The 22845-nt window shown below is 45.8% G+C and carries 19 protein-coding genes and 1 tRNA gene; 5 read left to right on the forward strand and 15 right to left on the reverse strand.

Annotated features, from left to right (window positions below; translation table 11 throughout):
• Positions 1 to 134: 134 nt before the first annotated feature.
• A complete protein-coding gene (gene asd, locus W234_RS0111990; RefSeq protein WP_025647075.1) occupies positions 135 to 1268 on the forward strand; it encodes an aspartate-semialdehyde dehydrogenase in 1134 nt (377 codons plus the stop codon).
• An 82-nt stretch (positions 1269 to 1350) separates the two neighbouring features.
• On the opposite strand, the gene W234_RS14370 is transcribed toward asd, so the two are convergent.
• The gene (locus W234_RS14370; RefSeq protein ID WP_264673189.1) at positions 1351 to 1479 is read right to left on the reverse strand and encodes a heme-binding protein; all 129 of its coding nucleotides are present in this window, start codon (positions 1477 to 1479) and stop codon (positions 1351 to 1353) included.
• A gap of 144 nt (positions 1480 to 1623) precedes the next feature.
• Between W234_RS14370 and tgt the strand changes: the two genes are divergently transcribed.
• Positions 1624 to 2775 (forward strand): tRNA guanosine(34) transglycosylase Tgt, encoded by a 1152-nt coding sequence (gene tgt, locus W234_RS0112000; protein WP_025647076.1) that lies wholly within the window; start codon positions 1624 to 1626, stop codon positions 2773 to 2775.
• Between the two features lie 106 nt (positions 2776 to 2881).
• On the opposite strand, the gene W234_RS14375 is transcribed toward tgt, so the two are convergent.
• The 13 genes from W234_RS14375 to rimO all read right to left on the reverse strand — a co-directional run bounded on the left by W234_RS14375 (position 2882) and on the right by rimO (position 18264).
• Positions 2882 to 3016: a methionine/alanine import family NSS transporter small subunit gene (locus W234_RS14375; protein WP_084212669.1), complete on the reverse strand. Its 135-nt coding sequence runs from the start codon at positions 3014 to 3016 to the stop codon at positions 2882 to 2884.
• 40 nt (positions 3017 to 3056) lie between these two features.
• Positions 3057 to 4574, reverse strand: coding sequence for a sodium-dependent transporter (locus tag W234_RS0112010; protein ID WP_025647077.1), 1518 nt, complete (start codon positions 4572 to 4574; stop codon positions 3057 to 3059).
• 283 nt (positions 4575 to 4857) lie between these two features.
• Positions 4858 to 5637: an acyl-ACP--UDP-N-acetylglucosamine O-acyltransferase gene (gene lpxA, locus W234_RS0112015; RefSeq protein WP_025647078.1), complete on the reverse strand. Its 780-nt coding sequence runs from the start codon at positions 5635 to 5637 to the stop codon at positions 4858 to 4860.
• Between the two features lie 66 nt (positions 5638 to 5703).
• Positions 5704 to 6213, reverse strand: coding sequence for a 3-hydroxyacyl-ACP dehydratase FabZ (fabZ, locus tag W234_RS0112020; RefSeq protein ID WP_025647079.1), 510 nt, complete (start codon positions 6211 to 6213; stop codon positions 5704 to 5706).
• A gap of 475 nt (positions 6214 to 6688) precedes the next feature.
• Positions 6689 to 7705 (reverse strand): UDP-3-O-(3-hydroxymyristoyl)glucosamine N-acyltransferase, encoded by a 1017-nt coding sequence (gene lpxD, locus W234_RS0112025; RefSeq protein WP_025647080.1) that lies wholly within the window; start codon positions 7703 to 7705, stop codon positions 6689 to 6691.
• Between the two features lie 171 nt (positions 7706 to 7876).
• Positions 7877 to 10321: an outer membrane protein assembly factor BamA gene (bamA, locus tag W234_RS0112030; protein ID WP_025647081.1), complete on the reverse strand. Its 2445-nt coding sequence runs from the start codon at positions 10319 to 10321 to the stop codon at positions 7877 to 7879.
• A 262-nt stretch (positions 10322 to 10583) separates the two neighbouring features.
• Complete coding sequence (gene rseP / locus W234_RS0112035) at positions 10584 to 11966, reverse strand: RIP metalloprotease RseP (RefSeq protein WP_025647082.1); 1383 nt, start codon at positions 11964 to 11966, stop codon at positions 10584 to 10586.
• A gap of 34 nt (positions 11967 to 12000) precedes the next feature.
• Positions 12001 to 13233, reverse strand: coding sequence for a 1-deoxy-D-xylulose-5-phosphate reductoisomerase (gene ispC / locus W234_RS0112040; protein WP_025647083.1), 1233 nt, complete (start codon positions 13231 to 13233; stop codon positions 12001 to 12003).
• Between the two features lie 53 nt (positions 13234 to 13286).
• Positions 13287 to 14096, reverse strand: coding sequence for a phosphatidate cytidylyltransferase (locus W234_RS0112045; protein WP_025647084.1), 810 nt, complete (start codon positions 14094 to 14096; stop codon positions 13287 to 13289).
• 107 nt (positions 14097 to 14203) lie between these two features.
• Complete coding sequence (gene uppS, locus W234_RS0112050; protein WP_025647085.1) at positions 14204 to 14953, reverse strand: polyprenyl diphosphate synthase; 750 nt, start codon at positions 14951 to 14953, stop codon at positions 14204 to 14206.
• A 142-nt stretch (positions 14954 to 15095) separates the two neighbouring features.
• Positions 15096 to 15650: a ribosome recycling factor gene (gene frr, locus W234_RS0112055; RefSeq protein WP_025647086.1), complete on the reverse strand. Its 555-nt coding sequence runs from the start codon at positions 15648 to 15650 to the stop codon at positions 15096 to 15098.
• 89 nt (positions 15651 to 15739) lie between these two features.
• The gene (gene pyrH / locus W234_RS0112060) at positions 15740 to 16465 is read right to left on the reverse strand and encodes a UMP kinase (RefSeq protein ID WP_025647087.1); all 726 of its coding nucleotides are present in this window, start codon (positions 16463 to 16465) and stop codon (positions 15740 to 15742) included.
• Positions 16466 to 16680: 215 nt separating this feature from the next.
• Positions 16681 to 18264, reverse strand: coding sequence for a 30S ribosomal protein S12 methylthiotransferase RimO (gene rimO / locus W234_RS0112065; RefSeq protein WP_025647088.1), 1584 nt, complete (start codon positions 18262 to 18264; stop codon positions 16681 to 16683).
• Positions 18265 to 18424: 160 nt separating this feature from the next.
• Here rimO and W234_RS0112070 point away from each other — a divergent pair, with 160 nt between their 5' ends.
• The 3 genes from W234_RS0112070 (at position 18425) to W234_RS0112080 (ending at position 21752) form a co-directional block, all read left to right on the forward strand.
• Entirely contained in the window at positions 18425 to 19732 is a 1308-nt protein-coding gene (locus W234_RS0112070) for a two-component system sensor histidine kinase NtrB (RefSeq protein ID WP_025647089.1), read from the forward strand.
• A 43-nt stretch (positions 19733 to 19775) separates the two neighbouring features.
• A complete protein-coding gene (locus W234_RS0112075; protein ID WP_025647090.1) occupies positions 19776 to 21461 on the forward strand; it encodes a sigma 54-interacting transcriptional regulator in 1686 nt (561 codons plus the stop codon).
• Between the two features lie 206 nt (positions 21462 to 21667).
• Positions 21668 to 21752: transfer RNA gene (locus tag W234_RS0112080), tRNA-Leu, on the forward strand.
• Between the two features lie 75 nt (positions 21753 to 21827).
• On the opposite strand, the gene W234_RS0112085 is transcribed toward W234_RS0112080, so the two are convergent.
• Positions 21828 to 22778, reverse strand: a complete 951-nt coding sequence (locus W234_RS0112085; protein WP_025647091.1) for a serine/threonine protein kinase — start codon at positions 22776 to 22778, stop codon at positions 21828 to 21830.
• Positions 22779 to 22845: the final 67 nt, after the last annotated feature.

Below are 22845 nucleotides of genomic sequence, written 5' to 3' on the forward strand. Positions count from 1 at the left end.
CATGAATAGTAACGATATAGCAGTAAAAGAAATTTATCGAAAAATCTTGCTTTTTTGTTCTATTCACGGCATTGTTACGGGTTGTCCTTGTCACAAACTATGTCACAAACCATCGTACAAGAGGAAGGCATTTCATGAGTAATTTAACAGTAGGTTTAGTAGGCTGGCGCGGTATGGTCGGCTCAGTGCTGATTGAGCGTATGCGCGAAGAAAAAGACTTCACCGGTATCACCCCGGTGTTTTTTTCAACCAGTAACAGCGGCGGCGATGCGCCAAGCTTTGATGGTATTAGCCCAAGTAAACTCAAAGATGCTCATGATATTAAGTCTTTAGCGGACTGCGATGTGATTATTACCTGCCAAGGCGGCGACTATACCCAAAAAGTGCACCAGCCTCTGCGCGATAGCGGCTGGGAGGGTTATTGGATTGATGCTGCTAGTACTTTACGTATGGATGAAGATAGCATCATTATTTTAGATCCCGTCAATCGTAATGTGATTGATAACGCTTTAGCTCATGGCAAAAAAGACTTTATCGGTGGTAACTGTACGGTATCGCTTATGCTGATGGCTATCGGTGAGCTGTTCAACAGAGGCTGGGTGGAATGGGTCAGCGCGATGACTTATCAAGCGGCAAGTGGCTCTGGCGCTAACAATATGCGTGAACTTATCAGCGGTATGGGCGTATTACAAGATGCGGTCAAAGCTGAGCTGTCTGATCCTGCCAGTGCAATCTTGGATATCGATAAAAAGATCGCCGAGACTCAGCGCTCAGCCGATTTTCCTCAGCAGTATTTTGGCGTACCCCTAGCTGGTAGCTTGATTCCTTATATCGATTCGCAAATGGACAATCATCAATCAAGAGAAGAGTGGAAAGGCGGCGTTGAAACCAATAAGATCCTTGGTAATGATGAACAGAGTAATATTCCTATCGATGGTATGTGTGTCCGTATCGGTGCGATGCGCTGTCATGCTCAGGGTCTGACTATCAAGCTCAAAAAAGACATCCCGCTAAGCGAGATTGAAGAGGCGCTTCAAGGTAGCGATAATGAGTGGCTAGATGTAGTTGAGGATACTAAGGAAGCTACAGTCGAGCGTTTAACGCCAGTAGCAGTGACAGGTACTTTAACCGTAGCTCTAGGTCGCCTGCGTAAGCTCAATATGGGGCCTGAATATTTAGGTGCATTTACTGTCGGTGACCAGCTGCTATGGGGCGCCGCAGAGCCTTTACGCCGGATGCTAAACATCATTCGTGAGCAAAACAGCTAAGTTTGACTCAAAGCATCGACTATAAAAAGACAGCATATGCTGTCTTTTTTTATTGACCCGTGTATTTGACTATAACTGGCTGTTATTCATAACGAATCATCACCTCGTTACGACGCATAAAAGGCAGCGTCCATGGCGGGTTGTAACGAGCCAGCTCAGGCTCCCCTACCAGCTGTAAATTCTGCTTTTGCATCCACTCTATAAGTGTCAAACGCTATTGTCTGTGTCATTTGGGTAGAGAGCTATTAAAATAAAGGCTGTAGAGTTCTCGCTTGACGAGGATAACGGTCATACAAAAAACCGCTAATAATGATATAATTAGCGCCATTTTCATAGCTCATATAGCGATTATAATATGCAATTTACTTTACATAAAACTGCTAGCGGCGAGACACGCGCCCGCCGCGGTACCGTTCATCTCAATCATGGCGATGTACAAACGCCTGCTTTTATGCCTGTTGGCACTTACGGCACGGTGAAAGGCATGCTGCCTCGTGATATCGAGGCCATTGGCGCCGACATTATCCTTGGCAATACCTTTCATCTTTGGCTGCGCCCGGGTACTGATATCATCGATCAGTTCGGTGGCCTGCATAAATTCATGCACTGGGACAAGCCTATCTTGACCGACTCTGGTGGCTTTCAGGTCTTCAGCCTTGGCGCAATGCGTAAAATCACCGAAGAAGGCGTACATTTTAAGTCGCCTATTGATGGTGCGAAAGTGTTTTTATCACCTGAAAAATCGATGCAGATTCAGTATAGTCTGAATTCCGACATCGTCATGCAGTTCGATGAGTGTACGCCCTATCCGGCCACGCACGCTGAAGCGAAGAAATCTTTGGAGCTCTCCTTGCGTTGGGGGCAGCGCTGTCTTAATGAGCATCAAAACCTTGGCAGTACTAATGCGCTTTTTGGTATCGTGCAAGGCAGTATGTATAGCGACTTACGTCAGCAGTCACTTGAGGGTTTACTTGAGATTGGTTTTGATGGTTATGCTATCGGCGGTCTCTCTGTGGGTGAACCCAAAGAGGAGATGATGGCGGTATTAGATTACCTACCTGATGATATGCCAGCCGATAAGCCGCGCTATCTGATGGGCGTTGGTAAGCCTGAGGATCTAATCGAAGGTGTGCGCCGCGGCGTTGATATGTTTGACTGCGTCATGCCAACTCGTAATGCACGTAATGGTCACTACTTCGTCACTGGTGATGCTGATAACACTGGAGTGGTACGCATTCGTAATAGCCAATATCGTACGGATACAGGTCCACTAGATCCTGGATGTGACTGCTACACCTGTCAGAACTTTAGCCGCGCTTATCTTTACCATCTCAATAAATGCAAAGAGATGTTAGGCGCGCAATTAGCAACTATTCATAACCTACGTTATTATCAGCGCTTGATGGCAGGTATTAGAGACGCTATTGAAGCGGATACTTTTGATGAGTTTGTGAGTGAGTTTTATAGCAAGCGCGGGCAACAAGTACCTGAGCTAACGCTGCATTAAGTCATATAGCTGTTGATAAAGGCTCTTATTATTGTCTCTGTTCATACTAAAAAAGCCAGTCACTCATATTAGTGACTGGCTTTTTTACATTTATCTACTGATAGTCTTAATAAATTTGATCATCAGGTAGCTGCTGCATGGGAATATCAGGGTGTTTTCTTAGATGCAAAACAGCTAAGAGCAAACCGCCCCATATAAGCAGCATGGAGATAATCATAAAAATAATGGCTGAAGTTGACATAATTTATTCCTATTAAAGTGCTCATCTAAGAGCAGTGTGATTAGCGTGCATCATCAAGAGCGCGAGCTTTATCATCTTCTTCGTCATGGATACCTTTCATACGAGAGAGTATAAAGGCACCTAAGCCAAATAGTACCACCACGCCCCAACCAAATAGTAATAAAATGGTTGTTGAGTAGCCTTCATAAGGGTTTTGTACTAAATCAACTAATCTCATACCTAGCGCAATGACCAGTACAACAGGCGTAATAACCGTCAGCATAAATACCCAAGCACCGCCTAATTTAACACTAGACACCTGATTGATATGCGCTATTAAACCTGGGATTTTGCGGCGATTAAACCAAGTGACCAAGACAATAGACATGAGTCCACCTGCGACGATACCGATGTTATTAGCAAAATGATCAATCACATCGACCAATACCAATGAGCTACCAGTAGAGAAAGCTGAGATAGATATAACCGCAGATACACCCACGATTATGGCCACTGCTTTTTTGCGCGACCAGTCAAATTTACTTTGAAACGCAGAGATGGGTACTTCTAGGATACTAATTAATGAGCTAATACCAGCAACCACCAAAGAGCCAAAGAATAAGAAACCGACAAAGTCGCCACTAGCGCCCATAGTAGAGATGATTTTGGGGAAAACAAAGAAGGCTAGTCCAACACCGCCACTCGCGACTTCAGCAACATCTTGACCGGTTGACATCGCCATAAAGCCAATAGCTGAGAAGATACCGATACCTGCAATAAGCTCAAATGAGGAGTTAGCAAAACCAACCACTAAGCCTGCGCCTGTTAAGTTAGTGTTCCTTTTAAGGTATGAGGCATAAGTCACCATGATACCAAAACCCACTGATAGCGAGAAAAACACATGCCCATAAGCAGCTAGCCAAACACTAGGATCCGCCATTCTGCTCCAGTTTGGTTCAAAAAAGGCATTCAAACCAACCACAGAGCCTGGCAAAGTGACGGCTTTGAAAACCATAATACCAAACAGCACAATAAGCAGTGGTAAGCAGATTTTGTTCGCAAGCTCCACGCCTTTACGGATACCGCCAAACATAATCAATAGCGCTAAAGCCCAGACAATCACTAGACCTGTAAACATCTGCGGTACAAAGACGGAGGTCAGCTCGCCAGTATGCTGTATAAAGTCACTGACAAAGAAGTTAGTGGTATCCTCGCCCCACTTTTGTCCAAACGAGAAGACCATATAACTACCTGCCCAAACGATGACGGCGGCGTAATAGATGGCAATGACAAAAGAGACCAAAGACTGCCACCAACCGACAAACTGACCAGATGGTGAGAATCTCTTATAAGCTCGCGGCGCGGCGGCGCGGTATTTGTGGCCAATAATATAATCTAAAAATAATAACGGGATACCTGCGGTTAATAAGGCGATAAGATAAGGCACCATAAATGCCCCACCACCATTATCATAAGCCACATAAGGAAAGCGCCAAATATTCCCTAATCCAACTGCTGAACCGACAGCTGCTAGAATGAATCCAGTACGACTGGACCAATTTTCCCTTTGCTGTGCCATATAACACTCCTAAAATTCACTGGCGTTCTCTTTTAATGCCCTTTAAGTACCTTAAACGGTGCACTTTAGAGCAGCAAGATAATCAAAGAGACTACCAGTCAGCTATTGGTTAAAATAAGTTACTAAAACCTTACTACACATGACTTGAAAGTTTCTGCTAATCGATAGCAAATGTCAAGCAATGATAAACACAAAAAGCCATAACGTTATGTTATGGCTTTTGATGATAGAGGCTATGATGTTTAGACTCGAAATGATAGTACCAACTGTGCTGAGCTAAATTTTAACGGACGACACCGCGTTTACTGTGCTCTAAAGAGTCAATGAGTAGCTGGATTTTTGGCTCTTTGGGTAGCAGCTCATTTTGTAAAACCTCAAGCGCTTGCACAGTGGTCAGACCAGACCTAAAAACGACACGGTAAGCTTGACGTAAGACGTCGATAGTCTGTTTCGACCAATCTTTTCGGCGCATGCCTTCTATATTTAGACCATGAGCGCCTGCCGGATTGCCCGATACCATAGTAAAAGCCGCCACATCTTTTAGAATAAGGCTCGCTCCACCGACTAAGCTGTAGTCATCAACGCGGCAGAACTGGTGAATACCAGAATTGCCACCAATGATAGTATGATCGCCGATGGTCACGTGTCCGGCAATGCCAACGTTATTTGCTAAGACATTGTGGCTACCAATGGTACAGTCATGAGCAATATGGGTATTGACCATCAGTAAGTTGTGACTGCCAATCTTAGTGATAGTAGCGTCTTGCGCGGTACCACGGTGTAAGCTACAAGCCTCTCGAATAGTATTATGATCACCAATCTCAAGCCAAGTACGCTCACCGGCATACTTAAGATCTTGCGGATCCTCGCCGATACTAGCGAACTGATAAAACTGATTGTGCTGTCCTATACGTGTCAACTTAGCCACTACCACATGACGATGCAAGATCGTGTGAGCGCCGATAGACACCTCATCACCAACGATACAATACGGTCCTATAACCGCCGTCTCGTCAATAGTTGCGGAAGGTGAGATGAGTGCTGTAGGGTGAATCTGGCTCATAGTACAGGCCTTAGTATCATCTAATTCAATGGAATAATAAAAGTAGTTCGTGCTGATTTGTCGAGGTTATTTCTCTTGGCGAGCAATCATAATCTGAGCGCTGACGGCGAGCTGCTGCTCAACGTGAACCGTACAGTCAAACTTATAAATACCTTGCTTTTGCATAGTAATCTTAGAGCGAATGATAAGCTGATCCCCTGGAATCACTTGCCGTTTGAAGCGCACCTTATCTACCCCGGCAAACAGGTAGAGATAGCCATCCTTAGAGGTCAAACCGGCACTGATAAACCCTAAAACACCAGAAACCTGCGCCATACACTCAACCATCAACACCCCTGGCATAATAGGCTCGTCAGGGAAATGACCATTAAAAAACTCTTCGTTGATGGTGACGTTTTTTATACCGGTGATCCACTCCTCAGGTCGACAAGCCGTAATCCGATCGACTAGCATAAAAGGATAACGGTGCGGTAAATAATGCTTCAAATCATGATAAGTCAGCGGTAAGCTCAAACCGTTTGTTGCTAACTTACTGATATCTTCATCCGTTAATTTATCGAAATCAATGGCACTCATAATGGGCTTCCTTGCGGTACTCGCAATCAAAATATAAATTAGAAACATGCTGTTTTAGGGCGTGTTGAACATTCACAAGAAGGCACTGCTGATAGCTGCTAGTTAATCAAAGCTGTGTTCTAGTCGTCGGGAAAATTGCAGGTAATGCAGATGCCTTAGCTTAATTTTTACAACGACTAGGGCGATTTTAGCATCAGCCCTCACTCTAACAACAGGGACAGGACTCTTTTTTGCCGCTTTATTGATAAAAACTGACGTATAGAATGACTATACTTACAATTTTTATCTGCAAATCGTCTAAAAAATAGTCTCTGTCAGTGCCACGGTCGAATGTCCAACACGCCCTAGACAGACATTTTTAAAACAGATCACTTTAAATCAGTTAAATAAAAAATAGTCACATCTAAAACCAGTTGCTTTTTAAATTGGAGACTTTTAAAACAGTTGCTTTGGCTGTTGGCGTAGGGTTGACTACTCAATCATTACCCATTTGACGAAAACGTACTGCCGCGCGTCGCCATTTGGCTGTAGGCATAGCGGCTGTACCCGATGAATAAGAGCCTGAGGTTTTGATCGATTTTGTCACCATAGTCATACCAGATAAAGTGACATCGTCAGCAATCTCAATATGACCGTTGATACCGACAGCGCCGCCCACGATACAGCGCTTACCAAGGCGAGTGCTGCCTGCGATACCAGTATGAGCGGCGATGGCAGAGCCGTCACCAATATGGACGTTATGCGCTATTTGTACTAAATTATCGATAATCACATGATTACCGATAACCGTATCATCAATAGCGCCGCGATCGATACAGGTATTGCTACCTATCCGTACCTGATCGCCAATGACCACACGCCCTAGCTGAGCAATACGCTCCCAGCCACTATCACTCGGATTTTTGGTTGGGGCGAAGCCAAAACCTTCGCTACCTATACTAGCGCCGGCGTGAATTCTCACTTGATTACCGATGATACAGTCGTGACCGATAACCACTTGTGACTTAAAGTGACAACGCTCACCAATACTCGTATCAGCCCCAATAACCACATGGGCGTCAAGACAACTGCCTGCGCCTATCTGCGCGCGCGCGCCAACCACACAAAACGGCCCTATGCTGACCCCTTCACCGATGATAGCACTATCAGCAATGCTTGCTGCCGGGTGTATGACGCCAGTCTCAGGCTTTGACTCAAATAACTGAGTACTACTCGCATAAGCCAAATAAGGATTGGCAACGACCAAGGCTATCGTCGGTGCGCGGGCAATCTCAGCATGCAGCTCACTGACTAACACGGCTCCAGTCTCACTAGCGGCAAGATAAGAGAGGTATTTTGGATCCGCCAAAAAGCTGAGCTGGGTGCTAGTAGCGGTAGCCAAACTGCCGACGCCGCTAATTTCAAAATTAAGCTGCTCAGAGCTTAGCGCCGACTTGTTCAGTACAGGTTGGCGCTGCTCAATTTGTGTAATGAGATGCTCAATGGTAGTCATAGTCAGTAACACTGCTAATAGTATAGTAAAACAATATAGTGAAAATAGGCACTAAGCTAAGATAAGCTAACAGTTTAGCTCAGTCATTCATAATGCTCTATCGCTTAAGAGCTGACGTGATAGTCAGCTCTACATCAAGCCGTTATGGCAGCGCATTAAAAGTAAGGTCAATTAAAAAGTACTACCAATTTGGAACTGGACTTTTTCGGTCTTGTCGTCTTCTTTGTCGCCAATAGGTACCGCATAACTGATCGAAATAGGTCCGATAGGCGTGTACCAAGTCACGCCAGCACCGGCGCTAAAACGCAGATCATTGTCCTGCTTTAATAATGGTATAGGATTACCTTCTGTATCTACAGGACGCTCGCCCGTTACCGGGTCAACGAAGTTGCGATCTTCTCTATCGGTAGTATCAAAGACTTGTCCACCTTCCGCGAATAATACCGGACGTACTTGATCCGCCCAGTCGCCTTTGAATGGCATAGGCAAGATAAGCTCAGTACCGAAGCTTGCTAAGGCGTTACCACCGACCTCTTCGTCTCTGATACGATCACGACCAAGAACCGCATCAGAATAAGCTTTCGATCTAGGGCCTAAACTTAAGGACTCATAGCCACGTACAGAGCCATAACCACCAGCGTAGAAATTCTCATAAAAAGGCAAGTCATTACCATAACCAAGCTTAGTATAACCGCGTGCAATCACATCTTTATAAATCGGATAGTAGACGTTACCGCGATAAATGGCTTTTTGATAATCAGCATCGCCAAAGCCAATAGTCGCATCGACGCTATGGCTCATGCCCTTCGTGGGAAACACTGGGCGATCTAGCGTGCTGTAGTCCCAGCCTAGGAGTAAATTATAGCTGATATAATCATTCTTGAAGGTGGAAGCGCCTTTAATAGGGTCACCACTGTCATCTACAATTTCACTAAATGAGCCCCCATCGTCGACAATCTGGTCGACGTTAGACACGCCAAGGAAACGCCCGCCTCGAACCTCAGTATTATCGATGTTGATACCAGCGCTTATGCGTTTAGTCTCGTCAACAGGATAGCTATAGTTAAGCGTAGCGCCATAAGAGTCGGTGACATAGTTACTGACGTTTCTATCATCATATTTGGTCTCACGGTAATAAGCACTGACCCCTTGTGAGACGCCATTTTCAGTGAAGTAAGGATCGGTATATCCTAAGCTATAAGAGTCGCGTGTCTCTGAGCGTGAAAGTGCGGCATTGACGCGGTTACCGGTGCCCATAAAGTTGTTTTGAGTGAGGTCTAACTGGAAAGTTACCCCGCCACTTTGAGAGTAACCAGCGGCAATCGTTGAGCTACCTGAGGGTTGTTCTTCAACGGTATAGTTCACATCGACTTGGTCTGGCTGATTGGGCACCGATTTAACATCAACGTTAACGGTTTTAAAGAAACCGGTGCGCAATAAACGTGTGCGCGATAGCTGGATTTTTTCGTTAGAGGCCAGCGAACCTTCTAACTGACGCATCTCTCGGCGCAGTACTTCGTCTTGGGTTTTTATATTGCCGTTAAAATTAATACGGCGTACATAGATAGGTCTTACCGGATCGATATAATAGTCAACATCGACGATTTTGGTGTCGTCATTAATACGCGGTACTGGGCGAATCTGCGCTAGATAATAGCCTTCATTGCCATAACGGTTTTTGAGCGCAGCAGTTGTTGCATCAAGCTTAGCTTGCGAGTACTGCTCATCGGCATTAAAGGTCACAAGCTCGCTTAGATCATTGACATCGAATTTGGGCTCGCCCAAAAAGCTAATATCCCCAAACTGGTATTGGTCGCCTTCGGTTAAGCTGATTTCAATAAAGACGCTTTTTTTATCTTCACTGATATTGAGTATGGCATTGTCAACGTTAAAGCGTACATAACCATCGTTTTGGTACAGCGCTTTTAGGTTCTCTAAACTTGCGCCTAGCTTTTCTTTGGCGTAGCGATCTGACTTAGAGATGATATTGGCCCATGAGGTTTCTTTTACTGCGAACACATCTTTAATCTCTTCATCACTAAAGTGCTGATTACCAATAATATTAATATCAACTACTTTGGCCGCTTTACCTTCGATGAAGCGCACGTCAAGCTTGACCCGATTACCATCTAGCAAAGTCTGATCCACTTCGATACTGCTGTTGTAATAGCCTTGAGAGATATACTGCTGCTGCAGCTCATTAGCGACACCTTGTAGCGTCGCTTGCTTGAGTACGTCGCCGACTGATAAGCCAGCGTTTTCTAAGCCTTGCTCTAGCCCTTCTTTGGGAATGAGCTGGTTGCCCTCAAAATTGACTTCGGCAATGACAGGACGCTCAACGACATCAAAAGTCAGCTGACTACCCTCGACACGGCTTTGAATGTTAGCGAAGTTGTCAGTAGCATACAAAGCTTTAATACTAGCCGCTAAGCTGGCATCGGTCACCGTATCACCGACGCTAATAGGCAACACTGGATAAAGACTATCGGGAGTCAGGCGTTGTAATCCGGTGAAACCAATGTCAGTTGCCACAAAATCTGCCGCTTGTGCAGAAACACTCATCATGGCTACCACTAATGGCAACCCAGCCGCGCTCGTAAGTAAAGGCGTACGCATAAATACTATCCGTCAATAAAAAACTTGCTTAAGTTAAGGTAAAAAAGCATATTTTGTCTACCTTATTGAGACTTTGCTTATGGCTCATTAAGATAGAATTAGAACACTTTATATAAAACGCATCATAAAATAAACTAAAAATTACGTTAAATAAAGCTTAGCTACTATGAGTATTGTTTATTGCTATTTGTATAATGTTAGGCACAATCCTGCGCAGGCGTTAGTGTAGCGCATTTGGCTCGATATGTCGCGCCGCGTTCGCCTAAAACAGCCGGCTAATATCATTACCAATCGCTAACACCATGAAACCTACTAGCAAGAGTAGACCTATATTTAAGCCTGCGATTTGCACCCCTTCTGGTAGAGGTTTGCCTCGTATAAGCTCAATAGTGTAATAAACAATATGACCGCCATCCAATATCGGAATGGGTAATAAGTTCAATACGGCAAGACTAAGACTTATCAAGGCGGCAGTAGATAGTACCATCTCCCAGCTGATGTCGAAGCTTTGCTTAGCGACTTTGGCAATAGTAATGGGGCCAGATAAATTATCCAACCCTATCATACCTGAGAGCATCTTCCCCATTGAGCTGACCGTCATTACCGCTAACTGTTCGGTTTTCTCAAATGACTTCACCAGTGATTCACCAGGACCATAGACGACGGTATTTTTATAAGCATCAGGGATGACAATATCAGTCTGAGCGACCATCGCGCCAATCTGCCCATAGCGATTGCCTAAATTGTCTTTTTTGCCTTGTGGCATGATCTGTAACTGTAGCGGCTCGCCATCACGCAGCACAGTGAAAGTGAGCAATACTTCTGGGCTATCACGGATAATACGTGTGGCACTAATCCAATCGTTAATAGGGGTATCATCGATAGCGGTAATTTCATCACCGACCTGCATGCCCTGTAAACTTGCCGCACCATCAGCAGTCAAATCGCCAATAATAGGCTCAATAGTTGGCTGCCACGGTAGCGTGCCAAAGCTTGTCAGCGCGTCTTTGCCTTGCGCCTGCCCTTGCATAAAATTAGTCACTGGCGCTTGGTAAGTGGTTCGCTGAGCGCTTGCCGCCTCCATAGCTTGTGATTGTAAGGTAACGCTCACATTATCGGTCTCACCCATACGACTTGCTAAGCGATAGTTGATGTTCTCCCAAGTCTGCACTTCATGACCGTCGATAGCGACAATCTTCTCACCCTCTGGCAGCTGCGCCATAGCGGCTGGCGTGTCGGGCAGTACCTCACCGATAGTAGTCGCTAGCTGCTCTGAGGGCGTCATAAATAACACCCAAAACAAAGCAATGGCGATAATGAAGTTCATGATGGGGCCAGCGGCGACGATAGCTATTTTTTTTAAAGGATGCTGACGATTAAAGGCTAAGTGCTGCTCATGTTCAGCCACCTCACCTTCACGCTCATCAAGCATCTTGACATAGCCGCCAAGCGGCAAAGCAGATACTCGGTAGTCTATACCGCTGCGCTTACTGGTCCAGCCTGCAAGCTTAGGCCCAAAGCCAATAGAATAAGTTAGCACCTTGACGCCGCATAAACGCGCAACGATATAATGCCCCCACTCGTGCAAAGCAATCAGAGGTCCTAGTACAAATATAGCGGCAAGCAGCGTTAATATAAAAGTCATGGATGTCTCAAATTAGGTATAGATTTAAACGACCTCAAACCATCTGTCCCGCTATCTGTCCCGCCATTTGGCCAATAAGCGTCCGTGTGTAGCGGCGTGCGGCGTCATCAATAGCTAAGATATCATCGATACTAGCATCAGCAGTTAAGCTGGCTACTTTGACTTGGCTCAGCGCTTGCTCATTGATATCCGCTATATCAGTTAAGCGTATCTGCTCTGCTAAAAATGCCTCGACCGCAATCTCATTAGCCGCATTCAACACAATAGTCGCCTGAGTGCCCGCCTGCATCGCTTGCCGTGCTAAGCGCAGACAAGCAAATTTCTGCAAATCTGGAGCAATAAACTCTAAAGCACTTAGCGCAAATAAATCTAACGGCTGTGAGCCGCTGTCGATACGCTCAGGATAGCTTAGCGCATGGGCAATGGGCGTCTTCATATCGGGACTACCCAGCTGAGCCAAATAGCTACCATCGTTATATTCTACCATTGAGTGAATGATACTTTGCGGATGAATCACTACGTTTATCTTATCTTCTGGTAAATCAAACAAATGACAGGCTTCAATTAGCTCCAAGCCTTTATTCATCATCGTCGCTGAATCGACAGATATCTTCTGCCCCATGGACCAGTTAGGATGCTTTACTGCTTCAGCGACCCCAGCTTGCTGCATATGCGCAAACGAATGCTGCAAAAAAGGTCCGCCAGAAGCCGTCAGCCAAAGCTTACGCACCCCATAAGAGGATTTGTGAATCTGCGTATTATCTTGCTGAATAGACGGCGGCAAACATTGAAATATGGCATTGTGCTCAGAATCAATCGGTAATAAAGTTGCGCCATGAGTCTTGACCAGTGAGATCATCACTTGCCCGGCCATGACTAGCGCTTCTTTATTGGCTAATAAGATACGCTTACCGGCGCGCGCGGCTTTAAGCGTCGAGGACAACCCTGCCGCGCCAACGATAGCCGCTACCAACGTATCTACTTCATCGTCAGACGCGATATCATCAAGACCGGCAGGACCACCAATAACCTCGCAGTCTAAGCCTGCCTGTGCAAGCTTGGCGGCAAAGTCATCGACCTTATCTATAGGCACACAAACGCGCGCTGGTTTGAACTGCTGGCACAGCTGCAATAGCTTATCTAAACGCTGATGACCTGATAAGGCATAGACATCAAAGTTGTCACTATGCGCTGCTAAAATAGCTAAGGTGCTATCGCCGATGGAGCCCGTCGCGCCAAGTACAGCGATGCGTTGTCTGTTAGTCATAAGCTTAAGGGCCTATAGTATTATCAATAATAGATGAAGAATAAAGAGACTTATCAGCCTACAAGCAGACCAAGCTGCTGTAGACCTAAGAATCCTAAAGCAAATATAGGGGTGGCTGAAAGCAATGAGTCAATACGATCTAGCACGCCGCCGTGTCCTGGTAGGATAGTTCCCGAGTCCTTAACTTTAGCGCGGCGCTTGAGCATCGACTCAAACAGATCGCCTAACACCGATATCAAAATAGTCACCACAGATAAAGCGACAAAAGCCAGCAGTGCAGTACCCGACAATTGCAGCATAAAGACGCTAATACCGATAACGACTAATAAACCGGTAACGACTCCGCCTGCCAGTCCTTCCATGCTCTTATTGGGCGAGACATTTGGCGCCATTTTACGTTTGCCAAGCTTACGGCCAACGAAATAAGCCCCGCTATCAGCGCACCAGACCAATAAGAACACATACATCAGCCACCAAGGCGACTGCTGCCATAAAAAGAACATAGCAGTAATGGAGGCAACCAGTATCACCACCCCCATGGCTGACAGTCTGCGGCCATACCAGCTGGTATGAGTCGGAAACTTACTCACCCAAGATAAAGCCATCAACCATATGATTAAAGAAGCTATCCACCATAATACCCAGGTCATCGGCAATACGAGCGAGATGAGCGTCAGTGCCAAAACAATTAACACAAAAATCGTCGGCTGACGCCATTTTGGCATGAGCTTGGTCCATTCATGGGCTGCAATCGTCACACCAATAGCCAGTAGAGGCGCAAAAAATATAGGGGTTTGGCTTGCAAATAGCGCAATACCTACAATGATAATTAAGACGACTGCTGTTCTAATCCGTTGCCACATACCAATCAAGCCTTATACTCATAGTTGACAGAACTTCAGGGGGTATAGGGTATCTGAGAGTTGACAGACACTTATAACGCACTCATTCACTCTTTTTGTACTATTCGCTAATTAGTCGTTGTACTAGCGACTTGCTCACTAGTCTTGCCAAAGCGGCGCTGACGCTGACTAAACTCCTTTAGCATACCATCAAGCTCTTCTGCGCTAAAATTCGGCCATAATGTTTGCGTAAAAAACAGCTCAGCATAAGCGGATTGCCATAATAAAAAGTTCGATAAGCGGTACTCTCCGCCCGTACGAATCAGCATATCGACCGCAGGCTCATCTGCTAGCTGTACATATGCGCCTAATTTTTCTTTGGTTATCTCTTCCACCGCCAGATGTCCTGTTTGGACTTGCGCGGCGAGCTGTTTTGCAGCGTGGGCAATATCCCACTGACCACCATAACTAATAGCAATCACCAATCTCATAGCATCATAGTGGGCAGTCTGAGCCTCTGCATCGGCCATCTGCGCTTGTAAATCGTCAGACAACTGGCTACGATCACCAATAAAGCGTAGCTGAATTTGATACTTCTGCATACGTGGCAGCTGCTCACTGATAGTCACCGATAATAAGTGCATGAGTAATGCCACCTCGCTCGGTGGTCGCTGCCAATTTTCACTAGAAAAAGCAAATACCGTCAGTACTTCAATGCCTACTTCGCGGCAGTACTCCACGACAGGATCTAGCGCGTCTTTACCTTTTATATGGCCTTCGCCTTTGCCTAATTCGTGTTGTTTGCCATAACGATTGTTGCCATCCATAATAATAGCAATATGTCTGGGCTTTAGGTCTATGTCAGTTTCTGTAAGCATTCTTTAGCCATCTTAGTAGTAATAAATTCTTAGCCATAAAAGCTAACTAATAAAAAACTGGCGTCTCGACAATACCACTTGCAAGAGGCCAGTTCTTCATTGACATTCAGGTTTTGACTTTGCGTTGAATCTAGCAAGCCACTTATACTTCCATCAAATCGCTTTCTTTTGTGCTTAAACGCTTATCGATGGTGTCGATATATTTGTCAGTGATTTTTTGAATATCATCATTAGCGCGGCGCTCATCGTCCTCTGAGATCTCTTTTTCTTTGGCTAGATCTTTGATGTCATTCATCATATCACGGCGAATATTACGAATAGAGACGCGGCTGCTTTCCGCTTCACTACGAGCCAGTTTTTGCATATCGCGGCGAGTCTCTTCGGTCAGTGCCGGCATAGGCACACGAATCACATCGGCGCTCATTGGGTTAAGACCCAAATCAGCTTCGCGAATGGCTTTATCTACTGCTTGTACCATAGTGCGATCAAACGGCTGCACCAGTAAGGTGCGTGAGTCTTCAACGTTAACGCTAGCGACTTGGTTCAATGGCGTGTCGGCACCGTAGTAGCTGACCATGATCCCTGATAGCATGCCAGGATGGGCACGGCCAGTACGCACTTTACTAAAAGTATTATCAAGCGCCTCTAGCGTTTTTTTCATGCGCTCTTCGCCGTCTTGTTTGATTTCTTTAATCATCATATTTCCTTAATTTATCTATACGACAATAGTCATAGTTGCTTATTTTGAAGAGATACGGTTATAAATCGTGGACTGCCGATTTATGACTAGTGATAAACACGAGTGCCTTCATTTTCGCCCATAACGACATTCAATAACGCGTTAGGCTTAGTCATATCGAATACTTGTAGCGGTACATTGTGCTCACGGCACAGGGCAATAGCGGTCAGATCCATGACGCCAAGCTTTTGCTCGAGCACCTCATCAAAAGTGAGGCCATCGTACTTGGTCGCATCGCTATGCAGACTTGGGTCTTTATCATAAACTCCATCAACCTTAGTCGCTTTTAAGATCAGACCAGCTTCAATCTCAATACCGCGCAGGCAAGCAGCGGTATCTGTGGTGAAGAAAGGATTACCGGTACCGGCAACAAAGATACAAACCTCGCCGTTTTTGAGATAACGAATGGCATTACGGCTGCTATAGCTCTCAGTGACTTCGCCAATAGGTAAGGCTGACATCAAGCGCGTTTTGATATTGCGGCGCTCAAGTGCATCACGCATCGCAAGGCCATTCATAACAGTCGCCAGCATCCCCATCTGATCGCCTGTGACTCGGCCTACCAGACCCTCTTGTTGTAATTGGGCGCCGCGATATAAGTTACCACCGCCGACGACGATACCGACTTGCACCCCAAGGCCACGTAGATGAGCGATAGACAGACTCATCTTGTCGAGTACCTCAGTATCAATACCCATGTCTTTGCCGCCCGCTAAGGCCTCGCCTGATAGTTTAAGCAAGATACGCGAAAAACGGGGATTTTTATCAGACATAAGAGCACCTTTTTATCATTAAATATTATCGTTAAATTACTATCAAAACTGTCATCAAGTCGCTGATAGCTTGATCAGCACAGCAAATCAGGCTAAATTGCGCTAATTGTAGCAAAAACTATCCCTTATTGGGCAATTTTCATTCATTGCCTTTGTCATTATGTCTGACGGATATACGCTTTTATTGAGACTTAGCCCTAGCCTTAACCTCAATCTTAACCTTGAAAGCTTGCAAACAAATCGTATTCGCTAGCGTCATCGATAGTCACTGTTAAAAACTGGCCAACTTTTACCGTAGCGTCAATATTGTCGACATAGACATGACCGTCAATCTCTGGCGCGTCCGCGTAACTGCGGCAGATAGCGATATCCTCTTCCACATCAATCTCATCAACTAATACTTGTAGCGTCTTACCGATTCTCTCTTGTAGCTTTTGCGCAGAGATTTCTTGTTGGAGCGCCATAAAACGCTCATAACGCTCCTGCTTCACCGCTTCGGGAACGGGATTTGGCAAGTCATTGGCAACAGCGCCTTCGACTTCTGAATAAGTAAACGCTCCGACTCGGTCTAGACGGGCTTCTACTAGCCAGTCGAGTAGACACTGAAAGTCCTCTTCGGTCTCACCGGGGAAGCCGACCACAAAGGTTGAGCGAATGACAATCTCAGGGCAAATCTCACGCCACGCTTTGATCCGCGCCAAGGTGTTTTCGCTATGCGCGGGGCGTTTCATGGCTTTGAGGATTTTATGACTGGCATGCTGGAACGGAATATCGAGATACGGCAGCAGCTTACCCTCGCCCATCAGCTCAACCACTTTATCGACATGCGGATACGGATAGACATAATGCAGGCGCACCCAAATGCCTAATTGATTAAGCGCTTGGCACATATCATAAAATTTGGATTTGAGCGGCATACCGTTCCAAAAGCTGGTCTTATATTTAAGATCTAAGCCATAAGCTGAGGTATCTTGCGAGATGATAAGTAGCTCTTTGACGCCAGCATTTTTTAGCGCTACCGCTTCATTCATCACCTGATCTATGGAGCGCGAGACTAAATCGCCGCGCAGGCTTGGAATAATACAAAAGGTGCAGCGGTGGTTGCAGCCTTCAGATATCTTTAGATAAGCATAATGGCTTGGCGTCAGCTTGATGCCTGCCTCGTCGATCAGATCGATTTTGGGATTGTAGTCTTTATCTTGCTCTTTAGTAGGGCGCGGCACATGCTGGGCAACAGCAGTAATGACCTCGTCATAAGCATGCGCGCCGGTCACCGACAATACGGCTGGGTGCATAGTACGGATTTTATCCGCTTCTTTGCCCAAGCAGCCGGTGACGATCACTTTGCCATTTTTACTGATGGCTTCACCGATAGCGTCGAGCGACTCTTGTACTGCCGACTCGATAAAACCGCAGGTATTGACGACGACTAAATCTGCGCCGTCGTAATCACCGGCTACTTGATAGCCATCGCGGCTCAGCTCAGTGATAATGCGCTCGCTGTCTACCAAAGCTTTTGGGCAGCCAAGCGACACAAAACCGATTTTGGGCGCAGTGACAGGCGAGCTTGCATGAGCCTGAGCGCTGCTGCTACTTTGTTCGATACTACGGTTTTGGTTATGATTGGCTTTATGATGATACGCTTGAGTAGTGCTGGAGGCTTGCTCAGGACTCTCGCTACTCGGTACTTGCGCAGGATTGAATACTGTCGCGGTGTTTTTTAGCGCGGCATTAGCTGGCGATGGCGCTACCGAATCGGCTAAAATAGTATCATCTGATGGCATAGAATTTTTGGACATAGCTGACCTTGCTTGAGATAAAATGGCTGAGCGCATTGTACGTTTTTTTTGTGATAACTGCTAGTTTTGCCATGCTATGCTGTTGATTTATGGTTAAATGTTATTGATTTAATACATCATCTCTATGAACCATGCCCCCTTTTACTCTATAGGCTTTTTTATGAGCAGCCATTCGCTAGCCTCTGCTACTACGCCCGACTTAGCTTTTATCTCCCAGCAACTATTCACCGCCATCTTATGGGTTGATGATTCCTTAGTTATCGAGTGGATAAATGCGCAAGTAGAGCAGCTACTGGCTATTAGCCGCGGTAGACTGTTAGGGCAATCTATACTCAAATTACTCGCACCCGAAGAGTTAGAGCATATAGCGACAAACCTGTCTATAACGACAGATGATGCTCCAACCGGCCTACTGACTGAGCGTTTTTATCAAGCGCAGCAGTATCAGCAGCCCTTTGTCACTCATGATCATATAATAGATTTTTCTTCTGATAGCCGTGATGTCCTACTCATAGACTATAGCGTAACGCCGGTTGTATATCAGGAAAGACCCTATTTCATCGTTGAGATGTGGGGTAAAGATCGGCAAAGCCGCATCACGGAAGACCAGCGCCAACAGCAGCAATACGAAGTCGCTCGGCAAATGCTGCGCTCGGTGGCTCACGAAGTCAAAAACCCACTTGCCGGTATTCGCGGAGCCGCGCAGCTACTCGTGCGCCAGTTCAATAAAATCCAAAAGCTAGACGGCGACCCCAATGCTTTCTCGCTAAGCTCAAACGACAAAGCCACCACCGCTACGTCTAATATACTATTAGATAAAAGTATGCTTAAAGACAAGCTTCATGGGTATACTGATATCATCATCTCCGAGACCGATCGCTTAACGCAGCTCATCGGTCAGCTGCTAGGGTCCAACCAGCCTGCGCATTGGCAACTCATTAACATCCATCAGCCACTAGAGCATGTCTTGGCCTTAGTCCTTAGTCAGTATCCTAAAGTGACTATAAAGCGTGATTATGACTTATCTCTGCCAGAGCTTACAGCTGACAAAGACCAGCTGATTCAGGTATTTTTAAACTTACTTAATAATGCTTGTGAGTCGATGACCGAATTTGCGCAGTTGCAAGTCGATGCAAACTATCAGCCGCAGTTAGCCATTCAAACACGTATTGCATTTCAGCACACTATCGGTCAGCAGCAGCACAAACAAGTACTACAGCTCTCTATCACTGATAACGGCGGCGGTATAGAATCAAGCTTGCTCGGACAAATATTCTTCCCGATGGTGACGAGCCGCGCGGCGGGTACGGGGCTTGGCTTGTCGATTGTACAAGATATTCTCAGCCGGCATCATGGTATGATTGAAGTGCACTCTAAACAACATAAGAGTGGCAATTCAACTTGCTTTACACTGTACTTGCCGTTTACTCAGCCACTGCACTCACTTAATGCTGTCAGTTATAAATAATCCCTACTGCTAATAATGATAATAACGATGAGTTAATAACACTATGACCACTCTTGCTACTCTATGGCTTATCGATGACGATGCCGCACTACGCTTGGTATTGGCCGACACTTTTACCGAAGCTGATCTGACGGTGATTAGCTTTACACAAGCGCAAGCGGCCTGGACGCGCCTCAATGATATTTTACAAAAGCGCGAGCCTGCATCGCAGCTCCCTGATGTTATCTTGACTGACATTCGTATGCCTATGATGGATGGCCTGTCATTCAGCGATTGGGTGCATAAGCACTTCCCTGAACTGCCTATCGTCATTATGACTGCACATTCCGATCTGACGTCAGCCATCAATAGCTATCAGGCAGGTGCGTTTGATTATCTAGCCAAGCCCTTCGATTTGGATGATGCTGTCGCGATCATTTATAAAGCGCTCAATCATCAGCCAGATAGTGATACTCATCAAGACCGCTTAATGGATCAAAGCCGCACGGCGATAAATAAAGAACCTATAGAATCACACTCTACTCAGAATGCAGACAACCAGCAAAATACTAAAACTGCTAGCGAGGTTAAGAAGCCTGCCTCTACACCAAGCGATAACACCAATCCGAGTGGTATTATCGGGCAGTCGCAAGCCATGCAGACCGTGTTTCGCGCGATTGGCCGTTTGGCTCATTCGCCGATTACTGTACTGATCACCGGTGAGTCAGGTACAGGTAAAGAGCTAGTGGCAAGCGCCCTACATCAGCACTCGCCGCGCGCCAAGCATTCCTTTATCGCGCTAAATATGGCAGCGATTCCGCATGACTTAATTGAATCTGAGTTATTTGGCCATGAAAAAGGCGCTTTTACTGGCGCGACGACGCAGCGTCAAGGCCGCTTTGAGCAAGCTGATGGCGGTACGCTGTTCTTAGATGAAATCGGTGATATGCCGTTTAGTACGCAAACGCGGCTACTGCGTGTGCTCGCGAATGGCGAGTTTTATCGGGTCGGTGGTCAGCAGCCTGTTAAAGTTGATGTGCGTATCATCGCTGCCACCCATCAAAACCTAGAGCAGCTCGTCCAGCAAGGCAAATTTCGCGAAGACTTATTTTATCGCCTCAACGTCATCCGTCTACCGCTGCCGCCTTTGCGAGCCCGCCGAGAAGACATTCCAGCCTTAGCCAGTCATTTTATGCAGCAAGCAGGCAAGCAGATGAACACCGCCGTCAAACAGTTAAGTCCTGATGCTCTGCGTAGTATGCAATCCTTTGACTGGCGCGGTAATGTACGCCAGTTAGAGAACGTTTGTCTTTGGCTGACAGTGATGGCGGCTGGGGATACGGTGCTTACCCAAGATCTGCCTCCTGAACTGCTTGCCGATAATGCTGCGGACTCATTAAGTAATAATAACGCTCAGGCCGCTCTTGCTACTCAAGCAATTCCATCCGCGCAAACCTCGAATAGTACCTCGCCTATCCATTCGCATACTTCTACAGCGATTACTGAAACTTCGATAAGTTGGCAGCAAGCGCTAGCAGACTGGGCTAAACAGTCTTTGCAAGCGGGTGAAACGGACATCCTACAGTTAGCGACCCCAGAGTTTGAGCGTGTACTGTTGAGAGAAGCGCTTAGCCATAGCGGCGGGCGCAAGCTAGCTGCGGCTCAGCTATTGGGTTGGGGCCGTAATACGTTGACACGCAAGCTAACATTGCTTGATGTATCGTCGAGCAAGCCTACTACAGAGGAGTAGCCAAGTCTTTGATTAGCTTGCTTTTCCTATAAAAGGAGTACAGATTTTCATTTAATCTGCAAAAAAATTAAATTAATTTGCAAAAAAGGGTTGCCAAAACTGCGAAACTCTATATAATAGCCAACCACTGAGACGCACTACCGAATCAGTTATCTGTCTGTTAGACGTTTGAATTTAAGCGCTGACGATGATAGAGTGACGATAATGGGGCTGTGGCGGAATTGGTAGACGCACCAGATTTAGGTTCTGGCGCCGCAAGGTGTGAGAGTTCGAGTCTCTCCAGCCCCACCATTTTCGGATAGTACATCTTAGACCAAATATCAAAGCCTGCTTTTTAGCAGGCTTTTTTGTGTTTGTACGTTTATTTTATAATTGTAAGTCCTTCAAAACTGCTTTCATGCTTAGATATCTCTCACTGGTTCGTTTCGCCAAAGCCTTATCCAAAATATCTTGATAATGACTATATTGAAAAGGCAAATTAGGTATCGGCTGCTGACAATGCTGAATCGCCCAGTCTCGCCATGGCTGCGTAGTTGACGACTCAATAGCATAAGGCCTATCGCCTGCCAAAACCTCATACATCATAATCCCAAACGCATAGATATCACTTTGCACCGTACTGCTCTGCCCTTGCCATAGCTCTGGCGCAAGATAAGCTGGCGTACCCGCGCTGTTTTTAACTTGTAGCTTGTTTTTAGAACTGTTTGCAATTGGCCTCGCTAAAGCAAAGTCCGTTAATATTAAGTTCTGCTCTTTATCCATTAAAATATTAGTAGGCTTAATATCGTTATGCAGCCACTCTTTATCATGTAGAGACTTTATAAGCGCTGCCAATTTAACAATAATTAAGTGCTTTTGTGCAAGGGTTAGCGATTGCTTGAGATGTTGCGCCAAACTGCCTTGCGTGTAATAAGGTATAGCAAGCCAAGTGAGTGACTGCTCTTGTCCAAGTATGTTTAAGCGCAAGGTGCCGTAAGCAAGAACGGGCGGCGCGGTAGTGTTTTTTTGAGCGGCTCCATTGCTACTTTGCAAACGGTTTACTACTTTCAGCACCTTTATTTCATGATTCAAGGATGCTGCATCTAAAGAGATATCAGGGCTCAGTTGCCACTTTATCATCACTTGACCAAACTGAGCGTGAATAGCGCAGCTTAAGCCTTGATAGGTTATTGCAGTGTCGTTTTGTTGGCTCAGCCGTTGATGCAAGATATTAAGATAGCCTAGTTGCATGAGCGTATGAGTTATCGTAGGTAAGAGCTTATCAGCTTGCAGTTGCAGCTCTTGTTTTTTTGACCCATGACTTTCTTCATCTTTCATAGTAAAGTAAAGCCCTTATGTGGCTATAGTAGACCTGATTAAAAGTGTTATGCGTTTGATTGACCAG

The organism is Psychrobacter sp. TB15 (assembly GCF_000511655.1).
Classification (GTDB): domain Bacteria; phylum Pseudomonadota; class Gammaproteobacteria; order Pseudomonadales; family Moraxellaceae; genus Psychrobacter; species Psychrobacter submarinus.